Source organism: Aromatoleum aromaticum EbN1 (assembly GCF_000025965.1).
Taxonomy (GTDB): domain Bacteria; phylum Pseudomonadota; class Gammaproteobacteria; order Burkholderiales; family Rhodocyclaceae; genus Aromatoleum; species Aromatoleum aromaticum.
Map to the genome: position 1 here is coordinate 1,365,175 of NC_006513.1, position 14,555 is coordinate 1,379,729.

Annotated in this window: 13 protein-coding genes; 5 read left to right on the forward strand and 8 right to left on the reverse strand. The window is 68.6% G+C overall.

Annotated elements, in window-relative coordinates:
* Positions 1-95: 95 nt before the first annotated feature.
* The 7 genes from EBN1_RS06465 to EBN1_RS06495 all read right to left on the reverse strand — a co-directional run bounded on the left by EBN1_RS06465 (position 96) and on the right by EBN1_RS06495 (position 9,576).
* A complete protein-coding gene (locus EBN1_RS06465) occupies positions 96-1,367 on the reverse strand; it encodes an OmpP1/FadL family transporter (protein ID WP_011237127.1) in 1,272 nt (423 codons plus the stop codon).
* A gap of 77 nt (positions 1,368-1,444) precedes the next feature.
* Positions 1,445-1,855 carry an acyl-CoA thioesterase gene (locus tag EBN1_RS06470; protein WP_011237128.1) on the reverse strand — a complete coding sequence of 137 codons (411 nt, stop codon included), beginning with the start codon at positions 1,853-1,855 and terminating at the stop codon, positions 1,445-1,447.
* Between the two features lie 19 nt (positions 1,856-1,874).
* The gene (locus tag EBN1_RS06475; RefSeq protein WP_041645920.1) at positions 1,875-3,908 is read right to left on the reverse strand and encodes a 3-hydroxyacyl-CoA dehydrogenase NAD-binding domain-containing protein; all 2,034 of its coding nucleotides are present in this window, start codon (positions 3,906-3,908) and stop codon (positions 1,875-1,877) included.
* Entirely contained in the window at positions 3,908-5,188 is a 1,281-nt protein-coding gene (locus EBN1_RS06480) for an acetyl-CoA C-acetyltransferase (RefSeq protein ID WP_011237130.1), read from the reverse strand. Before EBN1_RS06480 ends, EBN1_RS06475 begins: the two co-directional genes overlap by 1 nt.
* Before the next feature lie 14 nt (positions 5,189-5,202).
* On the reverse strand, positions 5,203-7,692 hold the full coding sequence (locus EBN1_RS06485) for an acyl-CoA dehydrogenase (RefSeq protein WP_011237131.1): 2,490 nt from the start codon (positions 7,690-7,692) through the stop codon (positions 5,203-5,205).
* Positions 7,693-7,803: 111 nt separating this feature from the next.
* On the reverse strand, positions 7,804-8,502 hold the full coding sequence (locus tag EBN1_RS06490; RefSeq protein ID WP_041645922.1) for a TetR/AcrR family transcriptional regulator: 699 nt from the start codon (positions 8,500-8,502) through the stop codon (positions 7,804-7,806).
* A gap of 207 nt (positions 8,503-8,709) precedes the next feature.
* The gene (locus EBN1_RS06495; RefSeq protein WP_011237133.1) at positions 8,710-9,576 is read right to left on the reverse strand and encodes a YicC/YloC family endoribonuclease; all 867 of its coding nucleotides are present in this window, start codon (positions 9,574-9,576) and stop codon (positions 8,710-8,712) included.
* 92 nt (positions 9,577-9,668) lie between these two features.
* On the opposite strand from EBN1_RS06495, the gene EBN1_RS06500 reads away from it, so the two are divergent.
* Genes EBN1_RS06500 through hemW form a run of 5 tightly spaced genes read left to right on the forward strand, consistent with a single transcriptional unit; the run spans position 9,669 to position 14,091 of the window.
* Positions 9,669-10,613 (forward strand): serine/threonine protein kinase, encoded by a 945-nt coding sequence (locus tag EBN1_RS06500; protein ID WP_041645924.1) that lies wholly within the window; start codon positions 9,669-9,671, stop codon positions 10,611-10,613.
* A gap of 10 nt (positions 10,614-10,623) precedes the next feature.
* Positions 10,624-11,541, forward strand: a complete 918-nt coding sequence (locus EBN1_RS06505; protein WP_011237135.1) for a PP2C family protein-serine/threonine phosphatase — start codon at positions 10,624-10,626, stop codon at positions 11,539-11,541.
* 9 nt (positions 11,542-11,550) lie between these two features.
* Positions 11,551-12,270 carry a ribonuclease PH gene (gene rph / locus EBN1_RS06510; protein WP_011237136.1) on the forward strand — a complete coding sequence of 240 codons (720 nt, stop codon included), beginning with the start codon at positions 11,551-11,553 and terminating at the stop codon, positions 12,268-12,270.
* Positions 12,271-12,274: 4 nt separating this feature from the next.
* Positions 12,275-12,871, forward strand: coding sequence for an RdgB/HAM1 family non-canonical purine NTP pyrophosphatase (gene rdgB, locus EBN1_RS06515; RefSeq protein ID WP_011237137.1), 597 nt, complete (start codon positions 12,275-12,277; stop codon positions 12,869-12,871).
* Positions 12,868-14,091 carry a radical SAM family heme chaperone HemW gene (gene hemW / locus EBN1_RS06520; RefSeq protein WP_011237138.1) on the forward strand — a complete coding sequence of 408 codons (1,224 nt, stop codon included), beginning with the start codon at positions 12,868-12,870 and terminating at the stop codon, positions 14,089-14,091. Before rdgB ends, hemW begins: the two co-directional genes overlap by 4 nt.
* A 36-nt stretch (positions 14,092-14,127) precedes the next feature.
* Here hemW and EBN1_RS06525 read toward each other — a convergent pair whose 3' ends face one another.
* Positions 14,128-14,547, reverse strand: a complete 420-nt coding sequence (locus EBN1_RS06525) for a hypothetical protein (RefSeq protein ID WP_049780207.1) — start codon at positions 14,545-14,547, stop codon at positions 14,128-14,130.
* Positions 14,548-14,555 lie beyond the last annotated feature (8 nt).

The window sequence follows — 14,555 nt, forward strand, 5'->3', positions numbered from 1 at the left end:
ACGAGGGGAAATCCCGCCATCGTTTCAGTGGAACCGGCCGGCCCGGGCCGGCACTGCGCGGGGGCGAAGCACACCCCCGGTGTTCGCCGCGGCGATCAGAACGCCATCGAGTACTGCGCGCCGAAGAGCCAGACGTCGGTCTCGTATTCGCCGGTCACGCGCCCGCGTCCTGCCGCGCTCTGGTCGTTGTCGATCTTCGTGTCGCGCACGTAGAGATAAGCGCCGCCGACATCGAGCGTCGTCGTCTTCGTCGCTTTCCACTGCGCGCCGAGCGCATACCAGGTGCGATCGTTGTCCGGCAGCGCGACGAGCCGGCGGTCCCGGCTCCTCACCGGCGCCTGGTCGTAGGCGACGCCGAACTTCAGCTTCCATGCGTCGTTGAGCTTGTAGTTCGCGCCGAGCGCGACGCGCCAGCTGTCGCGATAATCGGTGTCGAGCGTCTGCACCGTGACGCCCGACAGCGGCCCCGAGCGGCGGTCGATATCGACTTTCCTGATGCTGCTCCAGCCCGTCCACGACAGGTCGCCGAGCATTTCCCAGCGCTCGTCGATCTTCTGCGCGACGCTCATGATCAGCGTGTCGGGCAGATCGACATCGGCGCGGGCCTTGCCGTTGCTCGTCTGCGGCACCCGGCCCGCGAGCGTCCCCTTGAGCTTCAGGTCGCCTTCGAGCTCGTGCTCGATTCTCGATCGGTACGAGACACCGATTTTCATCGACGGCGACGGCGTGAACAGCACGCCGATGTTCCAGCCCCACGCATCGGAGTCGACGTCGAGCGTCGCGAATGTCGTGGCGAGGCCGGGCGCGACCGCGGCGATGCGCTCGTACTCGGCTTCGGCGCGCTGCCAGTTCAGGCCGGCACCGAGCGAAAGCTTGTCATTGACGCGGTACGCGATCGACGGGTTGATGTTGTAAGTCTTGATCTCGAAGTTCAGCGACTGGGCGCCACCGACCCACGACTCGTCGTAATCCGTGACGAGGCCGAACGGGGCACCGAGGCCGACACCGACATACAGGTCCTTGTTCAGCGCCCACGACAGGTAGGCGTTCGGCAACGCCTCCCACCCGCCCGCGTCGTCGCCTTCGCCCCTGAGCACACCGCTTTGCGAGCCCTTGTCGCTGAACTCGAAGCTCGGCCGCACCGCCGTCACGCCGAACGACGCTTCGCGCGCCTGCAGCTGCGTCATGCCGGCCGGATTGAAGAAGATCGTCGCGGCGTTCTCGGCGACCGCCGCGGAGCCCGCGTAGGCGTTGCCGAGTCCGCTGGCGTTCTGCTCCATCAGCTGGAAACCGGCAGCCGAGGCCAGGCCGGACGCCATCGTCAGCAGCGCCGCCGGGACTGCCCGGGCAATCATCGTCGTATGCATGGGTGTGTCGCCTCCTTGTCATGCCATCAGCAAGTCTAGCACTGCATTCGCGAAGCCGCCGGGCTGCCCGGTGTCGCTCATTCGGCCGGCGGAACCGGTCGCTTGTTGCCGTGGTCGTCGAGCGCCACGTAGGTCAGCTTCGCCTCGGTGACTTTCACGACGAACAGGCTCTCGGGATTGCGCTCGGCGAACACCTGGACATCGACGGTGATCGACGTGCGCCCGACCGACACCACGTCGGCATAAAAGCTGACCAGGTCGCCGACCGAAACCGGCTGCTTGAACGTGAAGGCGTTGACCGCGACCGTCGCACAGCGGCCGCGCGCGCGGTAGTGCGCGGCGATGCCGCCCGCGATATCGACCATCGACATGATCCAGCCACCGAATACGTCGCCGGCGGGGTTGAGGTCCCCCGGCATCGGCATCACCCGCAGCGCCGGCTGGCGGTTCTTCGGCAATTTCACCGGGGTCGTTGAAACATCGGACATCAGCTCGTTTTCCAGGAATTCATCGGGCCGAAACGATAGCATCATCCCGGCGCGCCGATGCCGCGTCGAGCGGTTTTTCCCCGACGGACGCCAGATAGTGCAGCGGGCCGCCGGTGAAAGGCGCGAAGCCGGTGCCGAAGATCACGCCGGCATCGGCGAGATCCGCATCGGCGACGACGCCTTCATCGACGCATCGTCGCGTCGCGGCGAGGAGCGGTGCGACGATGCGCGCGGCGAGCCCCGCGGGGACAGTGTCGACCGGGGTTTTCTGCGCCTTGCCGTCGCTCCAGCGGTAATAGCCCTGGCCGGACTTCCTGCCGAGATGGCCGGCGGCGACGAGCTCCGCGAGCCGTTTCGGCACTGCGACTGCGCCCCCGCCGAGCGCCCTGCCGGCGGCGAGCGCGATATCGAGTCCGACCGTGTCAACGAGCTCGACGGGTCCCATCGGCATGCCGAACGCGACCAGCGCCGCGTCGACGGCTTCCGGCGCGACGCCTTCCTCGACGCAGCGCAGCGCTTCGAGCATGTATGGCCCGAGCACCGCGTTGACGAGGAAGCCCGGCGCGCTGCGGACCGGCAGCGGCAGCTTGTCGAGGCGGCGGACGAACGCCGCGGCGCGGTAGAGCGCGTCGGCATCCGACGCCTCGCCGGCGACGACTTCGACGAGCGGCATCTGCGCGACCGGGTTGAAGAAATGGATGCCGACGAGGCGCGCCGGGTTCGCGAGTTCCGCGCCGATGTCCTCGATGCGCAGGCTCGACGTGTTCGTCGCGAGCACGGCGTCGGGTCTGGCGCGGCGCTCGAGCTGTGCGAACAGCGCGCGCTTCGCGTCGAGATTCTCGAAGATCGCCTCGATGACGACATCGGCGCGCCGCGCGCCATGGCCGTGCGGGTCCGGGATCAGCCGGTCGAGGGCGAAGCGCACCTGCCGCGCTTTCGTCGCCGTGTCGCCGCGCAGCTTGCGCTCGAAGAGCTTCGCGGCGCGGCCGACGGCCGGCGCGATGCGCTCGACGGCCTGATCCTGCAGCGTCACCGTCATGCCCGCGAGCGCGCACACCGCCGCGATGTCGCCCCCCATGACGCCGGCGCCGACGACATGCACACGGCGCGGCGCGAGGTCCCCGCTGTTGTCATCACTCTTGCCGAAACCTTTCAGCCGCTCCTGCAGGAAGAAAACGCGGATGAGGTTCTTCGCCGTCGGCGAGCGCAAGATCGCTTCGAGCGACGCCGGATGGCCGGCCGGCACCGCCAGCGCGTTGCCGCCGAAACGCTGCCAGATGTCCACGATCGCGTACGGCGCCGGGTAATGCTCGCGCGGCGCCTTCGAGGCGACCTGCTTCCTCGCCCGGTCGGCGACGACCGACTTCAGCGGACCGTTCATCAGCCGCAACGCGAGGGGCGGCTTTCGCCGCCGCTGGCGGGACAGCACGAGCATGCGCGCGGCGTTCTCCATGACGCGCGGCGGCACGCACTCGTCGGCGAGCCCGAGCTGCTTCGCGCGGCGCGCGTCGACGCTCTTTCCGGTCAACATCAGGTCGAGCGCCGCCGGTGCGCCGATCGTCTCCGGCAGCCGCTTCATGCCGCCCCACGCGGGCACGATGCCGAGCATCACTTCGGGCAGCGCGAGCTTCGTCGCAGGCTCGTCGACGACGACGCGGTAGCGGCACGCGAGCGCGAGTTCCAGCCCGCCGCCGAGGCAATGGCCGCGAATCAGCGCGAGCGTCGGAAAGCGCAGGCGCACGAGCCGGTTGAAGAGCTCCCAGCCACGGCCGACCAGATCGCGCGCTGCCTGCGGCGAGTCGAGGCGCGTGAATTCCTCGATATCGGCTCCGGCGATGAAACCGGCGGGTTTCGCCGACGCGATGACGAGCCCTTTCGGCGGCTGCGCTTCGAGCGCGGCGAACACGGCCGCGAGTTCGTCGAGCACCGCGCGCGACAGCGTATTCGTCGCCGCGTCGCGACAGTCCAGATGCAGCCACGCGACGCCGTCCCCGGCCCCCTCTCCATCTCCCTCGTCGCGCACGAGGCGCAGATGTTCGTAGTGCGCCCCCATCACACCGTCTCCACGAGCATCGCGCCACCCTGTCCGCCGCCGATGCAGATGCTCGCGATACCACGCGCGAGATTGTCGCGGCGCAGCCGCTGCACGAGATGCAGCACGATGCGCGCGCCACTCGCGCCGACCGGATGGCCAATGGCGATCGCGCCACCATCGACGTTCAGGCGCTCCTCGTCGAGGCGGCCGAGCGGAGCGTCGAGGCCGAGCTCGTCCCGGCAGTAGTCGGCGTCATCCCAGGCACACAGGCACGCGATGACCTGCGCAGCGAACGCTTCGTTGATCTCCCACGCGTCCAGGTCGTTCAGCCCGAGTCCATGCCGCGCGAGCAGCGGTGTTGCCGCATGCACCGGGCCGAGCCCCATCTGCGCCGGATCGAGCGCTGCCCATTCGCAATCGACGATGCGCCCGACCGGTGTCAGGCCGCGGCGCTGCACCGCCTCTTCGGACGCGAGGATCAGCCACGCCGCGCCATCGGTGATCTGCGAGCTGTTGCCGGCGGTGACGCGGCCGTACTTGCGGTCGAAGAACGGCTTGAGCTTGGCCAGCTTGTCGACGGACGAATCGCGCCGCACGCCGTCGTCGTCCTTGTACAGCATGCCGTCGCGATCGATCAGCGGCACGATCTCGCCGAGATGCCCGCCATCCTGCGCCGCAGCGACGCGGCGGTGGCTGCGCACCGCGTATTCGTCCATCGCGGCGCGCGAAATGCCGAAGCGGTGCGCGAGGTTCTCCGCCGTCTGCCCCATCAGCTGGCCGACGACCGGATCGGTCAGCCCTTTCATGATGCCGAGCACCGGCGCGAGATCGGCCGGGCGGAAGCTGTGCAGCGCAGCTGCTTTCCGACCGACCGTCTTCGCCGCGTACCATCCCGACAGCCAGCGCACCATCGCGTCGGAAAACAGCAGCGGCGCGCGGGATAGCGCGTCGACGCCGCCCGCGAGCACGAGGCCCGAGCGGCCGGTGCGGATGTTCATCATCGCCGAATCCAGCGCCTGCATGCCGGACGCGCAGTTCCTCATGACGGTCCAGCCCGGCACCTTGTGGCCGCAGCCGAGCCGCAGCGCGACGACGCGGCCGATATTGACTTCGTCCGGCGACGGGCTTGCGCAGCCGAGGATCACTTCGTCAAGTTCGTCGGGCGCGAACGTCTGGCGCACGAGCAGCGCCGTGCCGGCGGCGGTCGCGAGGTCCGACGCGGCGAACGGTCCGGGGCCGTTCCTCGCCTTGAGGAACGGCGTGCGGGCGCCGTCGATGATGTAGATGCCGGGGCTCATGCGCGAGCGGCTCCTCAGGCGACCGCGTGCAGCGGGCGCGAATCGTTCGGCCCGACTTCGGCAAGCGCTTCGCGCAAGCCGAAGTCGTACGGGAAATCGTCGACGCGGATGACCTTGTCGCGCAGCACGTTGCGCCGTTCGACGAGCGCGAATTCGGCGTCGCTGATGACACCGGCTTCGAGAGCGCGCCGCCACACCGCATCGACGCCGCCGCCGACGGCCAGGCCCGGGTCGAAGCGCCCCTGGCGGCGCGCCTCTTTCAGCTTCGCTTCGACCGGCTCGGCTGCGATCGTCGCGGCGAGCGCCGCTTCGAGCGCCGCGGCCGGCTCGTCGAGGTCGTCCGGCACATACACGTCGGCAGTCAACCGGTCGCGCGTCGGCGACGGCTCGATCAGCAGCTTCGCGACTTCGTGGCCGAGCGCGTCGGACGGCACGACGTACGGCCGCCCGAGCGGGAACACGACGAGCCGGCGCAGCACCGCTGCGAAGAACCGGTTCGGGAAGTTCGCGATGACGCCTTCGAACGCGTTCTGGGCGCGGAACATGCAGTCCCAGATCGCCCAGTGCATCAGCGGCGCATCCGTCACCTGACGCCCTTCGGCTTCGAAGCGCCGCAGCACTGCCGACGCGAGATACATCAGCGACAGGATGTCGCCGAGCCGCGCGGAGAGCTTTTCCTTGCGCTTCAACGCGCCGCCCATCGTCCCCATCGAGATGTCCGCGAGGAACGCGAACGCCGCCGAGAAGCGCGTCAGCTGCTGGTAGTAACGGCGCGTCTCGGGCGCGACGTGCTGCGGCACGGCGACGAAATGCGAGCCGGTGAGTCCCATCACCAGCGCGCGCACCGCCGACGACAGCGTGTAGCCGACGTGCCCCCAGAACGCGCGGTCGAACGCGGCGAGGTCGCCTTTCTGCGCCGCGTGCATCTCGTCGAGGACGTAAGGATGACAGCGGATCGCGCCCTGGCCGAACAGGATCAGGCTGCGCGTCAGGATGTTCGCGCCTTCGACGGTGATGCCGATCGGGACCTGCTGGTAGGCGCGGCCGAGGAAGTTCTGCGGCCCGAGGCAGATGCCCTTGCCGCCGATGACGTCCATGCCGTCATTGACCGTCTGGCGCGCGCGCTCGGTGACGTGGTACTTGACGATCGCCGACACCACCGACGGCTTCTCGCCGAGATCGATCGCGCCCGCCGTCATGATCCGCGCCGCATCGGACAGGTAAGTGTTCGCGCCGATGCGCGTCAGCGCCTCCTCGACGCCTTCGAAGCGGCCGATCGCAGTCTTGAACTGGTGGCGCACGCGGGCATACGCGCCGACCGCGCGCGCGGTCATTTTCTGCATGCCGGTGTTCGAGCCCGGCAGCGAGATCGAACGTCCCGCCGCGAGGCACTCCATCAGCATCCGCCAGCCCTGGCCGGCCATCTGCGGGCCGCCGATGATGAAATCGAGCGGCATGAACACGTCGCGCCCGCGCACCGGCCCGTTCATCCACACCGCATTGAGCGGCAGGTGGCGCCGGCCGATATCGACGCCCGGGTGCTCGGCCGGCACGAGCGCGCAGGTGATGCCGAGGTCCGCGTCCGCGCCGAGCAGGCCGTCCGGGTCGTACAGGCGGAACGCGAGCCCGAACACAGTGCAGACCGGCGCGAGCGTGATGTAGCGCTTGTCGAACGTCACGCGCATGCCGAGCACCTCGCGTCCCTGCCACATGCCTTTGCAGACGACGCCGGAATCGGGGATCGATGCCGCGTCCGAGCCGGCCCACGGGCTCGTCAGCGCGAACGCCGGGATGTCGACGCCGGCGGCGAGCCGCGGCAGGAAATGCGCTTTCTGCTCCGGCGTGCCGTAATGCAGCAGCAGCTCGGCGGGTCCGAGCGAGTTCGGCACCATCACCGTGACGGCCGGCGCCGACGAGCGCGTCGACAGCTTCGTGATGACCTGCGAATGGGCGAACGCCGAGAAGCCTTTCCCGCCGTATTCCTTCGGGATGATCATGCCGAGAAAGCCGCGCTCCCTGATGTAGCGCCACACTTCGGGCGACAAGTCCTGGCGCTGCGTCGCCGCCCAGTCGTCGGTGAGGCGGCACAGCTCGCCCGTCTCGTTGTCGAGGAACGCACGCTCCTCGGCGGTGAGCGTCGGCCACGGATACGCGAGCAGCTTCGCCCAGTCCGGCTTGCCGGCGAAGAGCTCGCCTTCCCACCACACGCTGCCGGCTTCGAGCGCGTCCTTCTCGGTCTGCGACATCGACGGCAGCGCACGGCGGAAAGCGGTGAAGATGCGCGCCGTCACGAGCCTGCGCCGCAGCGGGCGGAGCAGGAACACGCCGGCGAGCGCCGCGTAGAGGACGAGCACGGTGACCCTCGCGGCGGTCGGCCACCCGGCCGCCGCGCCGAAGAGCACCAGCCACAGGAAGCCGACGGCCGCCCAGACCGGAAACCCCGCCCGCCGGTAGGCGAGAATGCCCCCCATGACAGGGAGAAAAGCGATCAGCAGCCACGTCATTGTTGTCTCCTCACTATGCAGTCCGGCGATCCGCTCGCGCCTCGCTTCGCGCTGCGGTCGTCCGCCGCATTCCGGATCGGAGGCGCGGGTGCGGGGAGCGTGTTCCGCTCTTCACGCGGCAGCGCGCCCCGGCTGCTCGTCGCAGGCCTGCTCGAACCCCGGCAGCGGCGCGCGCAGGCCGCCGAGCAGGAAGGACATCAGCCGCGGCATCAGCCGTCCCGGGTCCGCGTCGTCGAAGCAGCCGGCGAAAAGCTGCAAACCGTCGGTGCCGGCGAGCGCGTACGACATCGCGCCCATCATGAAGTGGAAGCGCCACAGGATCTCCTCGCGCGGCACATCGGGCAGCGCCCGGTACAGCGCGGCGCGAAAGCGCTCGAGCACGCCCGCATACTCCTCGGCGAGAAACTTGCGGATGAACGCGTTCGGCTCGGTGTAGGTGCGCCCGAGCAGGCGCATGAACGTGTGGCCGCCGTGTTCGGTATCGGCTGCGAGCTGCAGCGCGGGGCCGAAGTAGGCTTCGACGATGCGGCTCGGTTTCAGCGCCGCGCCCCCGGCGTCGGCCTCGAGCCGGTCGAGCGCCGCGAGCCGCTGGCGGTTCAGCTCGGTGAGGCGGCGGCGGAACACTTCCTGGATCAGCGCATCCTTGCTGCCGAAGTGGTAATTCACCGCCGCGAGGTTCGCACGCGCCGCCCCCGTGATCATCCGCATCGACGTCGCCTCGAAGCCGTGTTCGACGAACAGGACTTCGGCGGCATCGAGGATGCGGTGGCGCGTTTCCGGCGCGGCGGGAGACTTCGCAGGCAGGGTCATCACGGCAGCCCATTCAAACGATCGTTTTAATCATACGTTTCATCGATCGGGAGTCAAGGCCTGCTTTCGGACTTCGAATGACAGTGGCGGGGGGTGGTGGCCGCCCTTTCCCGGAATTCTCACGACGCGCTGCGACCGGAAACAACAAAACCCGCTAGCTGCGCGGGTTTCGTCGACTATTGCAACGTGCCGAGACGGTGCAAAACGTCATTCAATGTTTTGCACCTGCTCCCGCATCTGCTCGATCAGCACTTTCATTTCCATCGCGATACCGGTGACGTCGGTGGCGGCGGATTTCGAGGCCAGGGTGTTCGCTTCGCGGTTCAGCTCCTGCATCAGGAAGTCGAGTCGTTTTCCTGCTGCGCCGCCGGCAGCGAGGATGCGTTCGACTTCGTCGAGATGAGTGCTGAGGCGCGACAGTTCCTCGGCGACGTCGATGCGGTGGGCGAACAGCGCGACTTCCTGGCGGATGCGGTCCTCGTCGAGCGAGGCGACCGCATCGCGCAGCCGCGTCGCGAGCCGCTCCTGGTATTCGGTGACGATCACGGGCACGCGGGGCTCGGCCTGGGCGACCAGTTCACGCAGGCGGACGAGCCGCTCGCGGATCATCGCGGCGAGCTTGCCGCCTTCGCGCCGGCGCGTCGCGGCGAGTTCGTCGAGCGCGGCCTGCGCGAGTTCGAGCAGCGCCGGCTGCAGCTGCTCGAAGCTCACGCCGTCGTCGGCGAGCATGCCGGGCCAGCGCAGCACTTCATTGACCGACAGGCACCCGGCCTGCGGCAGGCGTTCGCGCACGAGCTGTTCGGCGGCACGCAGCTGGTCGAGCAGCGCAGTGTTCAGCGCGAGGCTGCGCGGGGCGGCACCGTTCGTCTGCAGGTTGAGGCGGCATTCGACCTTGCCACGCGTGAGTTTCGCCGTGATCCGCTCGCGCAGCGCCGGTTCGGCCTGACGCAGTTCGTCGCCGATGCGGAAGAACAGATCGAGGTAGCGTGAATTGACGCTGCGCAGTTCGATATGCAGGCTCACTGGCCCGAGGTCCCGCGTCTGTGCAGCGAAACCGGTCATACTGTGGATCATGAAGTGTCTCCGGGAACCTGCCGCGATCCTTTACACTGCAGGCCTAATCAAGAAAATTCCGCGGAAAGCCGGCTCCGGCTCTCCCCCTGTCAATGCCGCCTCCAGCCAACTGCCCTCTGCCCTCCGGCTTCCAGCTGGACCAGTACCAAATAGAGCGGCAGCTTTCCGTCGGCGGTTTTTCGATTGTCTATCTCGCCCGTGATCGCCACGGCACGGCAGTGGCGATCAAGGAATACCTGCCGAATTCTCTCGCGCTGCGCCAGGACGGCGAATTCGAACCGCAGGTCACGGCAGAGAACCGCCCGGTCTTCCGCTACGGCATGAAATGCTTCTTCGAGGAAGGTCGTTCGCTCGCGAAGCTGATGCATCCGAACGTCGTCCGGGTGCTCAATTTCTTTCGCGCCAACGGCACAGTGTACATGGTGATGGAGTTCGAGCGCGGCCGCACGCTGCACGACTATATCCACAGGCACCGCGACGGCGTGCGCGAGACTTTCATCCGGGCCGTTTTCGCACGCATGCTCAACGGCCTGCGCGAAGTCCACTCGCACAAGCTGCTGCACCTCGACATCAAGCCCTCGAACGTCTATCTGCGCAACGACGGCACGCCGGTGCTGCTCGACTTCGGCGCCGCACGCCAGACCCTGCTGGCCGGCCAGCCGATGCTCAGACCGATGTATACGCCCGGCTTCGCATCCCCCGAGCAGTTCACGAACCGCGACGCGCTGGGGCCGTGGAGCGACATCTACAGTGTCGGCGCAAGCCTGTACGCATGCGTCGCCGGGGCCGCGCCGCCGCGCTCGGACGAGCGCAGCCGGCGCGACACTTTCGTTCCGGCGAGCAGGGCGTATGCCCCGCGCTATTCCGCGCAGTTGCTGCAGACGATCGACTGGTGCCTGAAGCTCGACCCGCTCGAGCGGCCGCAGAGCGTCTATTCGCTGCAGAAGGCGCTGATGCACAGGGGCGATGACGCAGTTCCGGCCACCCTGTTCGGCGAACTGGGTGCGCGCATCAAATCGTTTATCGGCCGCACTTGAGAGGCCCGCGATGAAATTCACGATCTACCAGGAAAGCCGCATCGGCCGGCGCAAAAGCAACCAGGACCGTCTCGCATACTGTTACTCGCGCGACGCACTGCTGATGGTGATCGCCGACGGCATGGGCGGGCACCGGCATGGCGAGATTGCGGCGCAGCTGGCCGTTCAGTCCGTCACCGAAGCGTTCCGGCGCGAAGCGACCCCGACGCTTGCCGAGCCGGGGCGCTTCCTGTCGCGCGTGCTGATGAACGCACACACCGCGATCGTCGACCACGCGTTCGACAAGGACCTCGACGACACGCCGCGCACGACAATCGTCGCCTGCGTGGTCCAGGACGGCCTCGCGCACTGGGCGCACGCCGGCGACTCGCGCCTCTACCTGCTGCGGGACGGTCGTGTCGCCGTGCGCACGCGCGATCATTCGCGCGTGCAGCTGATGATCGACCAGGGCCTGCTCGACGACGAAGCGGCCGCGCACCATCCCGAGCGCAATCGCATCTACAGCTGCCTGGGCGGCACGCGGACGCCGCAGGTCGAACTGTCGATGCCGACGCCGCTGTGCGACGGCGACATCCTCGCGCTATGCACCGACGGCGTGTGGGGCCCGGTGCGCGACCAGGGCGTCGTCGACGGGCTCGCCGGAACCAATGTCATGCACGCCGTGCCGAAGCTGCTGGACCGCGCCGAGCAGCTCGTCGGCCCCGGCTGCGACAACCTGTCGATGATCGCGATGTGCTGGCACGACGAGAGCGGCGCGGCGCACGACGACATGGAAGCGACGCAGACGAGGGCGCTCGACCGGGTCACGACGCAGCTCAACGTCTTCGGACACGCGCGCGCACCGACCGCCGCCGGCGACATCAGCGACGACGAGATCGAGAAAGCGATCGCCGAAATCAACCACGCCATTCACAAGTACAGCAGATAGGAATCCTTCATGCGTCCCAGCCAACGCCGCCCCGACCAACTGCGCGCGGTCATGATCACCCGCAACTTCACCTGCCACGCCGAAGGCTCGGTGCTCGTCGAATTCGGCGCCACGCGCGTGCTGTGCACCGCCAGCGTCGAGGACACCGTGCCGCCGTTCCTGCGCGGCCGCGGCCAGGGCTGGCTGACCGCCGAATACGGCATGCTGCCGCGCGCCACCCACACGCGCAGCGCGCGCGAAGCGGCCAAGGGCAAGCAGAGCGGGCGCACGCAGGAAATCCAGCGCCTGATCGGCCGCAGCCTGCGCGCGGTGGTCGATCTCAGCGCGCTCGGCGAACGCCAGATCGTCATCGACTGCGACGTGCTGCAGGCCGACGGCGGCACCCGCACCGCCGCGATCACCGGCGCCTGCGTCGCGGTCCACGACGCGTTCCGCAAACTCGTCACCGAGGGCAAGCTGCCGTACAGCCCGCTGCGCGAGTTCGTCGCCGCAGTGTCGGTCGGCATGTTCCAGGGCGTGCCGGTGCTCGATCTCGACTATGCCGAGGATTCGGGCTGCGATACCGACATGAACGTCGTCATGACGGGCGCGGGGGGGTTCGTCGAAGTGCAGGGCACTGCCGAAGGCGCGACGTTCTCCCGCGCCGAGCTCAACGCGCTGCTGGAGCTTGCCGAGTCCGGCATCCGCCGGCTCGTCGAAGCGCAGAAAGCGGCGATCGACCGGAACTGAAATCATGACGGCCCGACTCGTTCTCGCCAGCAACAACGCCAAGAAAGCCGTCGAGATGACGACGCTGCTCGCGCCGCTCGGCATCGAAGTGCTGCCGCAGTCGGCGTTCGACATTCCGGAAGCCGACGAGCCGCACCCGACGTTCGTCGAGAACGCGCTCGCGAAGGCGCGCCACGCTGCCGCGTTGAGCGGGCTGCCGGCGGTCGCCGACGACTCCGGGCTGTGCGTCGCGGCGCTCGGCGGCGCACCGGGCGTGCAGTCGGCGCGCTTTGCCGGCGAACCGAAGTCCGACGCGCGCAACAATGCGCTGCTCGTCGAGCGGCTCGCGGGCAGCGCCGACCGGCGCGCATTCTTCTACTCTGTTGTGGCACTGGTGCGCCATGCCGATGATCCGCGCCCGCTGATCGCCGACGGCGAGTGGCACGGCACGATCCTTTACGCGCCGCGCGGCGCCAACGGCTTCGGCTACGATCCGCTGTTCTTCCTCCCCGAGCTCGGCCAGACTGCTGCCGAGCTCGACGCGCAGCTGAAGAACACGCTCAGCCACCGTGGCGCGGCGATGCGCCACCTGCTGGCCCGCCTGTCCACCGCACCGCTGTGACCCGCCATCGCGTCATCCCCCTCGCGCCCGCTCCAGCCGCTGCCGGACCGCTGCCGGAGCGGGCGCAACTGACGGCGTCGCCGCCGCTCGCGCTGTACGTGCATTACCCGTGGTGCGTGAAGAAGTGCCCGTACTGCGACTTCAACTCGCACGCGTCGCGCGGCGGGCCGGGCGAGATCCCGGAGCAGGCCTACATCGACGCGCTGCTCGCCGACATCGAGACCGCCTTGCCGCAGGTGTGGGGACGGCGCGTGCTGTCGGTGTTCATCGGCGGGGGCACGCCGAGCCTGATGTCGGCCGCGGCGCTCGACCGCCTGCTGACCGGCGTGCGCATGCTGCTGCAGCTCGACCCGCTGGCCGAAATCACGCTCGAAGCCAATCCCGGCACCGTCGAGGCGGGCCGCTTCCGCGATTACTGCGCTGCCGGCGTGAACCGCCTGTCGCTCGGCATCCAGAGTTTCGACGACGCGCAGCTTGTGCGCCTGGGGCGCATTCACGACGGGCGGGAAGCGCGCGTCGCGATCGACACTGCGCTGGCGAACTTCGATCGCGTGAACCTCGACCTGATGTACGCGCTGCCGGAGCAGACGCCGGAGCAGGCACTCGCCGATCTCGACACTGCGCTCGCGACCGGCGCGACCCATCTGTCGTGCTACCAGCTGACGCTCGAGCCGAACACGCCTTTCCACCACGCCCCGCCGCCGCTGCCCGATACCGATACTGCGGCCGACATGCAAGATGCGATCGAAGCGCGCCTCGGCGGCGCGGGATTCCGCCACTACGAGACGTCGGCGTTCGCCCGGCCCGGCGAGGAATGCCGCCACAATCTCAATTACTGGACGTTCGGTGACTACCTCGGCATCGGCGCAGGCGCGCACGGCAAGCTGTCGAGCTTCGAGGGCATCGTGCGCGAGATGCGCCACAAGCATCCCGGGCGCTATCTCGACGCGGCGAAGAGCCGCGAGTTCGTGCAGGAACGTCGCACGATCGGCGTCACCGAGCTGCCGTTCGAATTCATGATGAATGCGCTGCGCCTGAGCGGCGGCGTCCCGCGCCGGCTGTTCGCCGAGCGCACCGGCCTGCCGCTCGCGGTGATCGAGGACGAACTGAAGGCGGCGCGCGAGCAAGGGTTGGTCGAGGTCACGCCGGAGCTCATCCGTCCGACTGAACGCGGACGGCATTTCCTCAACGATCTGCTGACACTGTTCCTGCGCGACTGAGCGAGTCTCTCAGGACCGCGCCGTGCCCGCCGGAGGTCACGCCGGGCGGCACTCCGTCGCGAGCGGCCGGTCCTCGCGCGAATCGAGCAGCATGCTCTTCCACGGCAGGTCGATCCACACCAGTCCCGCGTCGCGCGCCTCGAAGCGCGGCAGGCCGGACGACGACACGTCGCGCTGCAGGTCGAACGAGCGCCCCGCCCAGCCCAGCTCGAGACGATTGGCGTCGCGCAGGTCGCGGCTGACGCGCACCTTGACGCCCAGTTCGCAGTCGTAGTTGCCGCTCGCGAGCTCGAAATACAGCTGCTGATCCGGCCCGACGCGGGTCGCCGGCAGTTCCGGCTCGCGGGGCGTGTCGCGTGTGCCGGCACACGCGGCGAGCAGCAGCGGCAACAGCACGGCAACCAGGGCGCAGCGCGGCGACAGCACGGCAGCGCGGGGCAAATCGGGATTCGGCATGGATCATC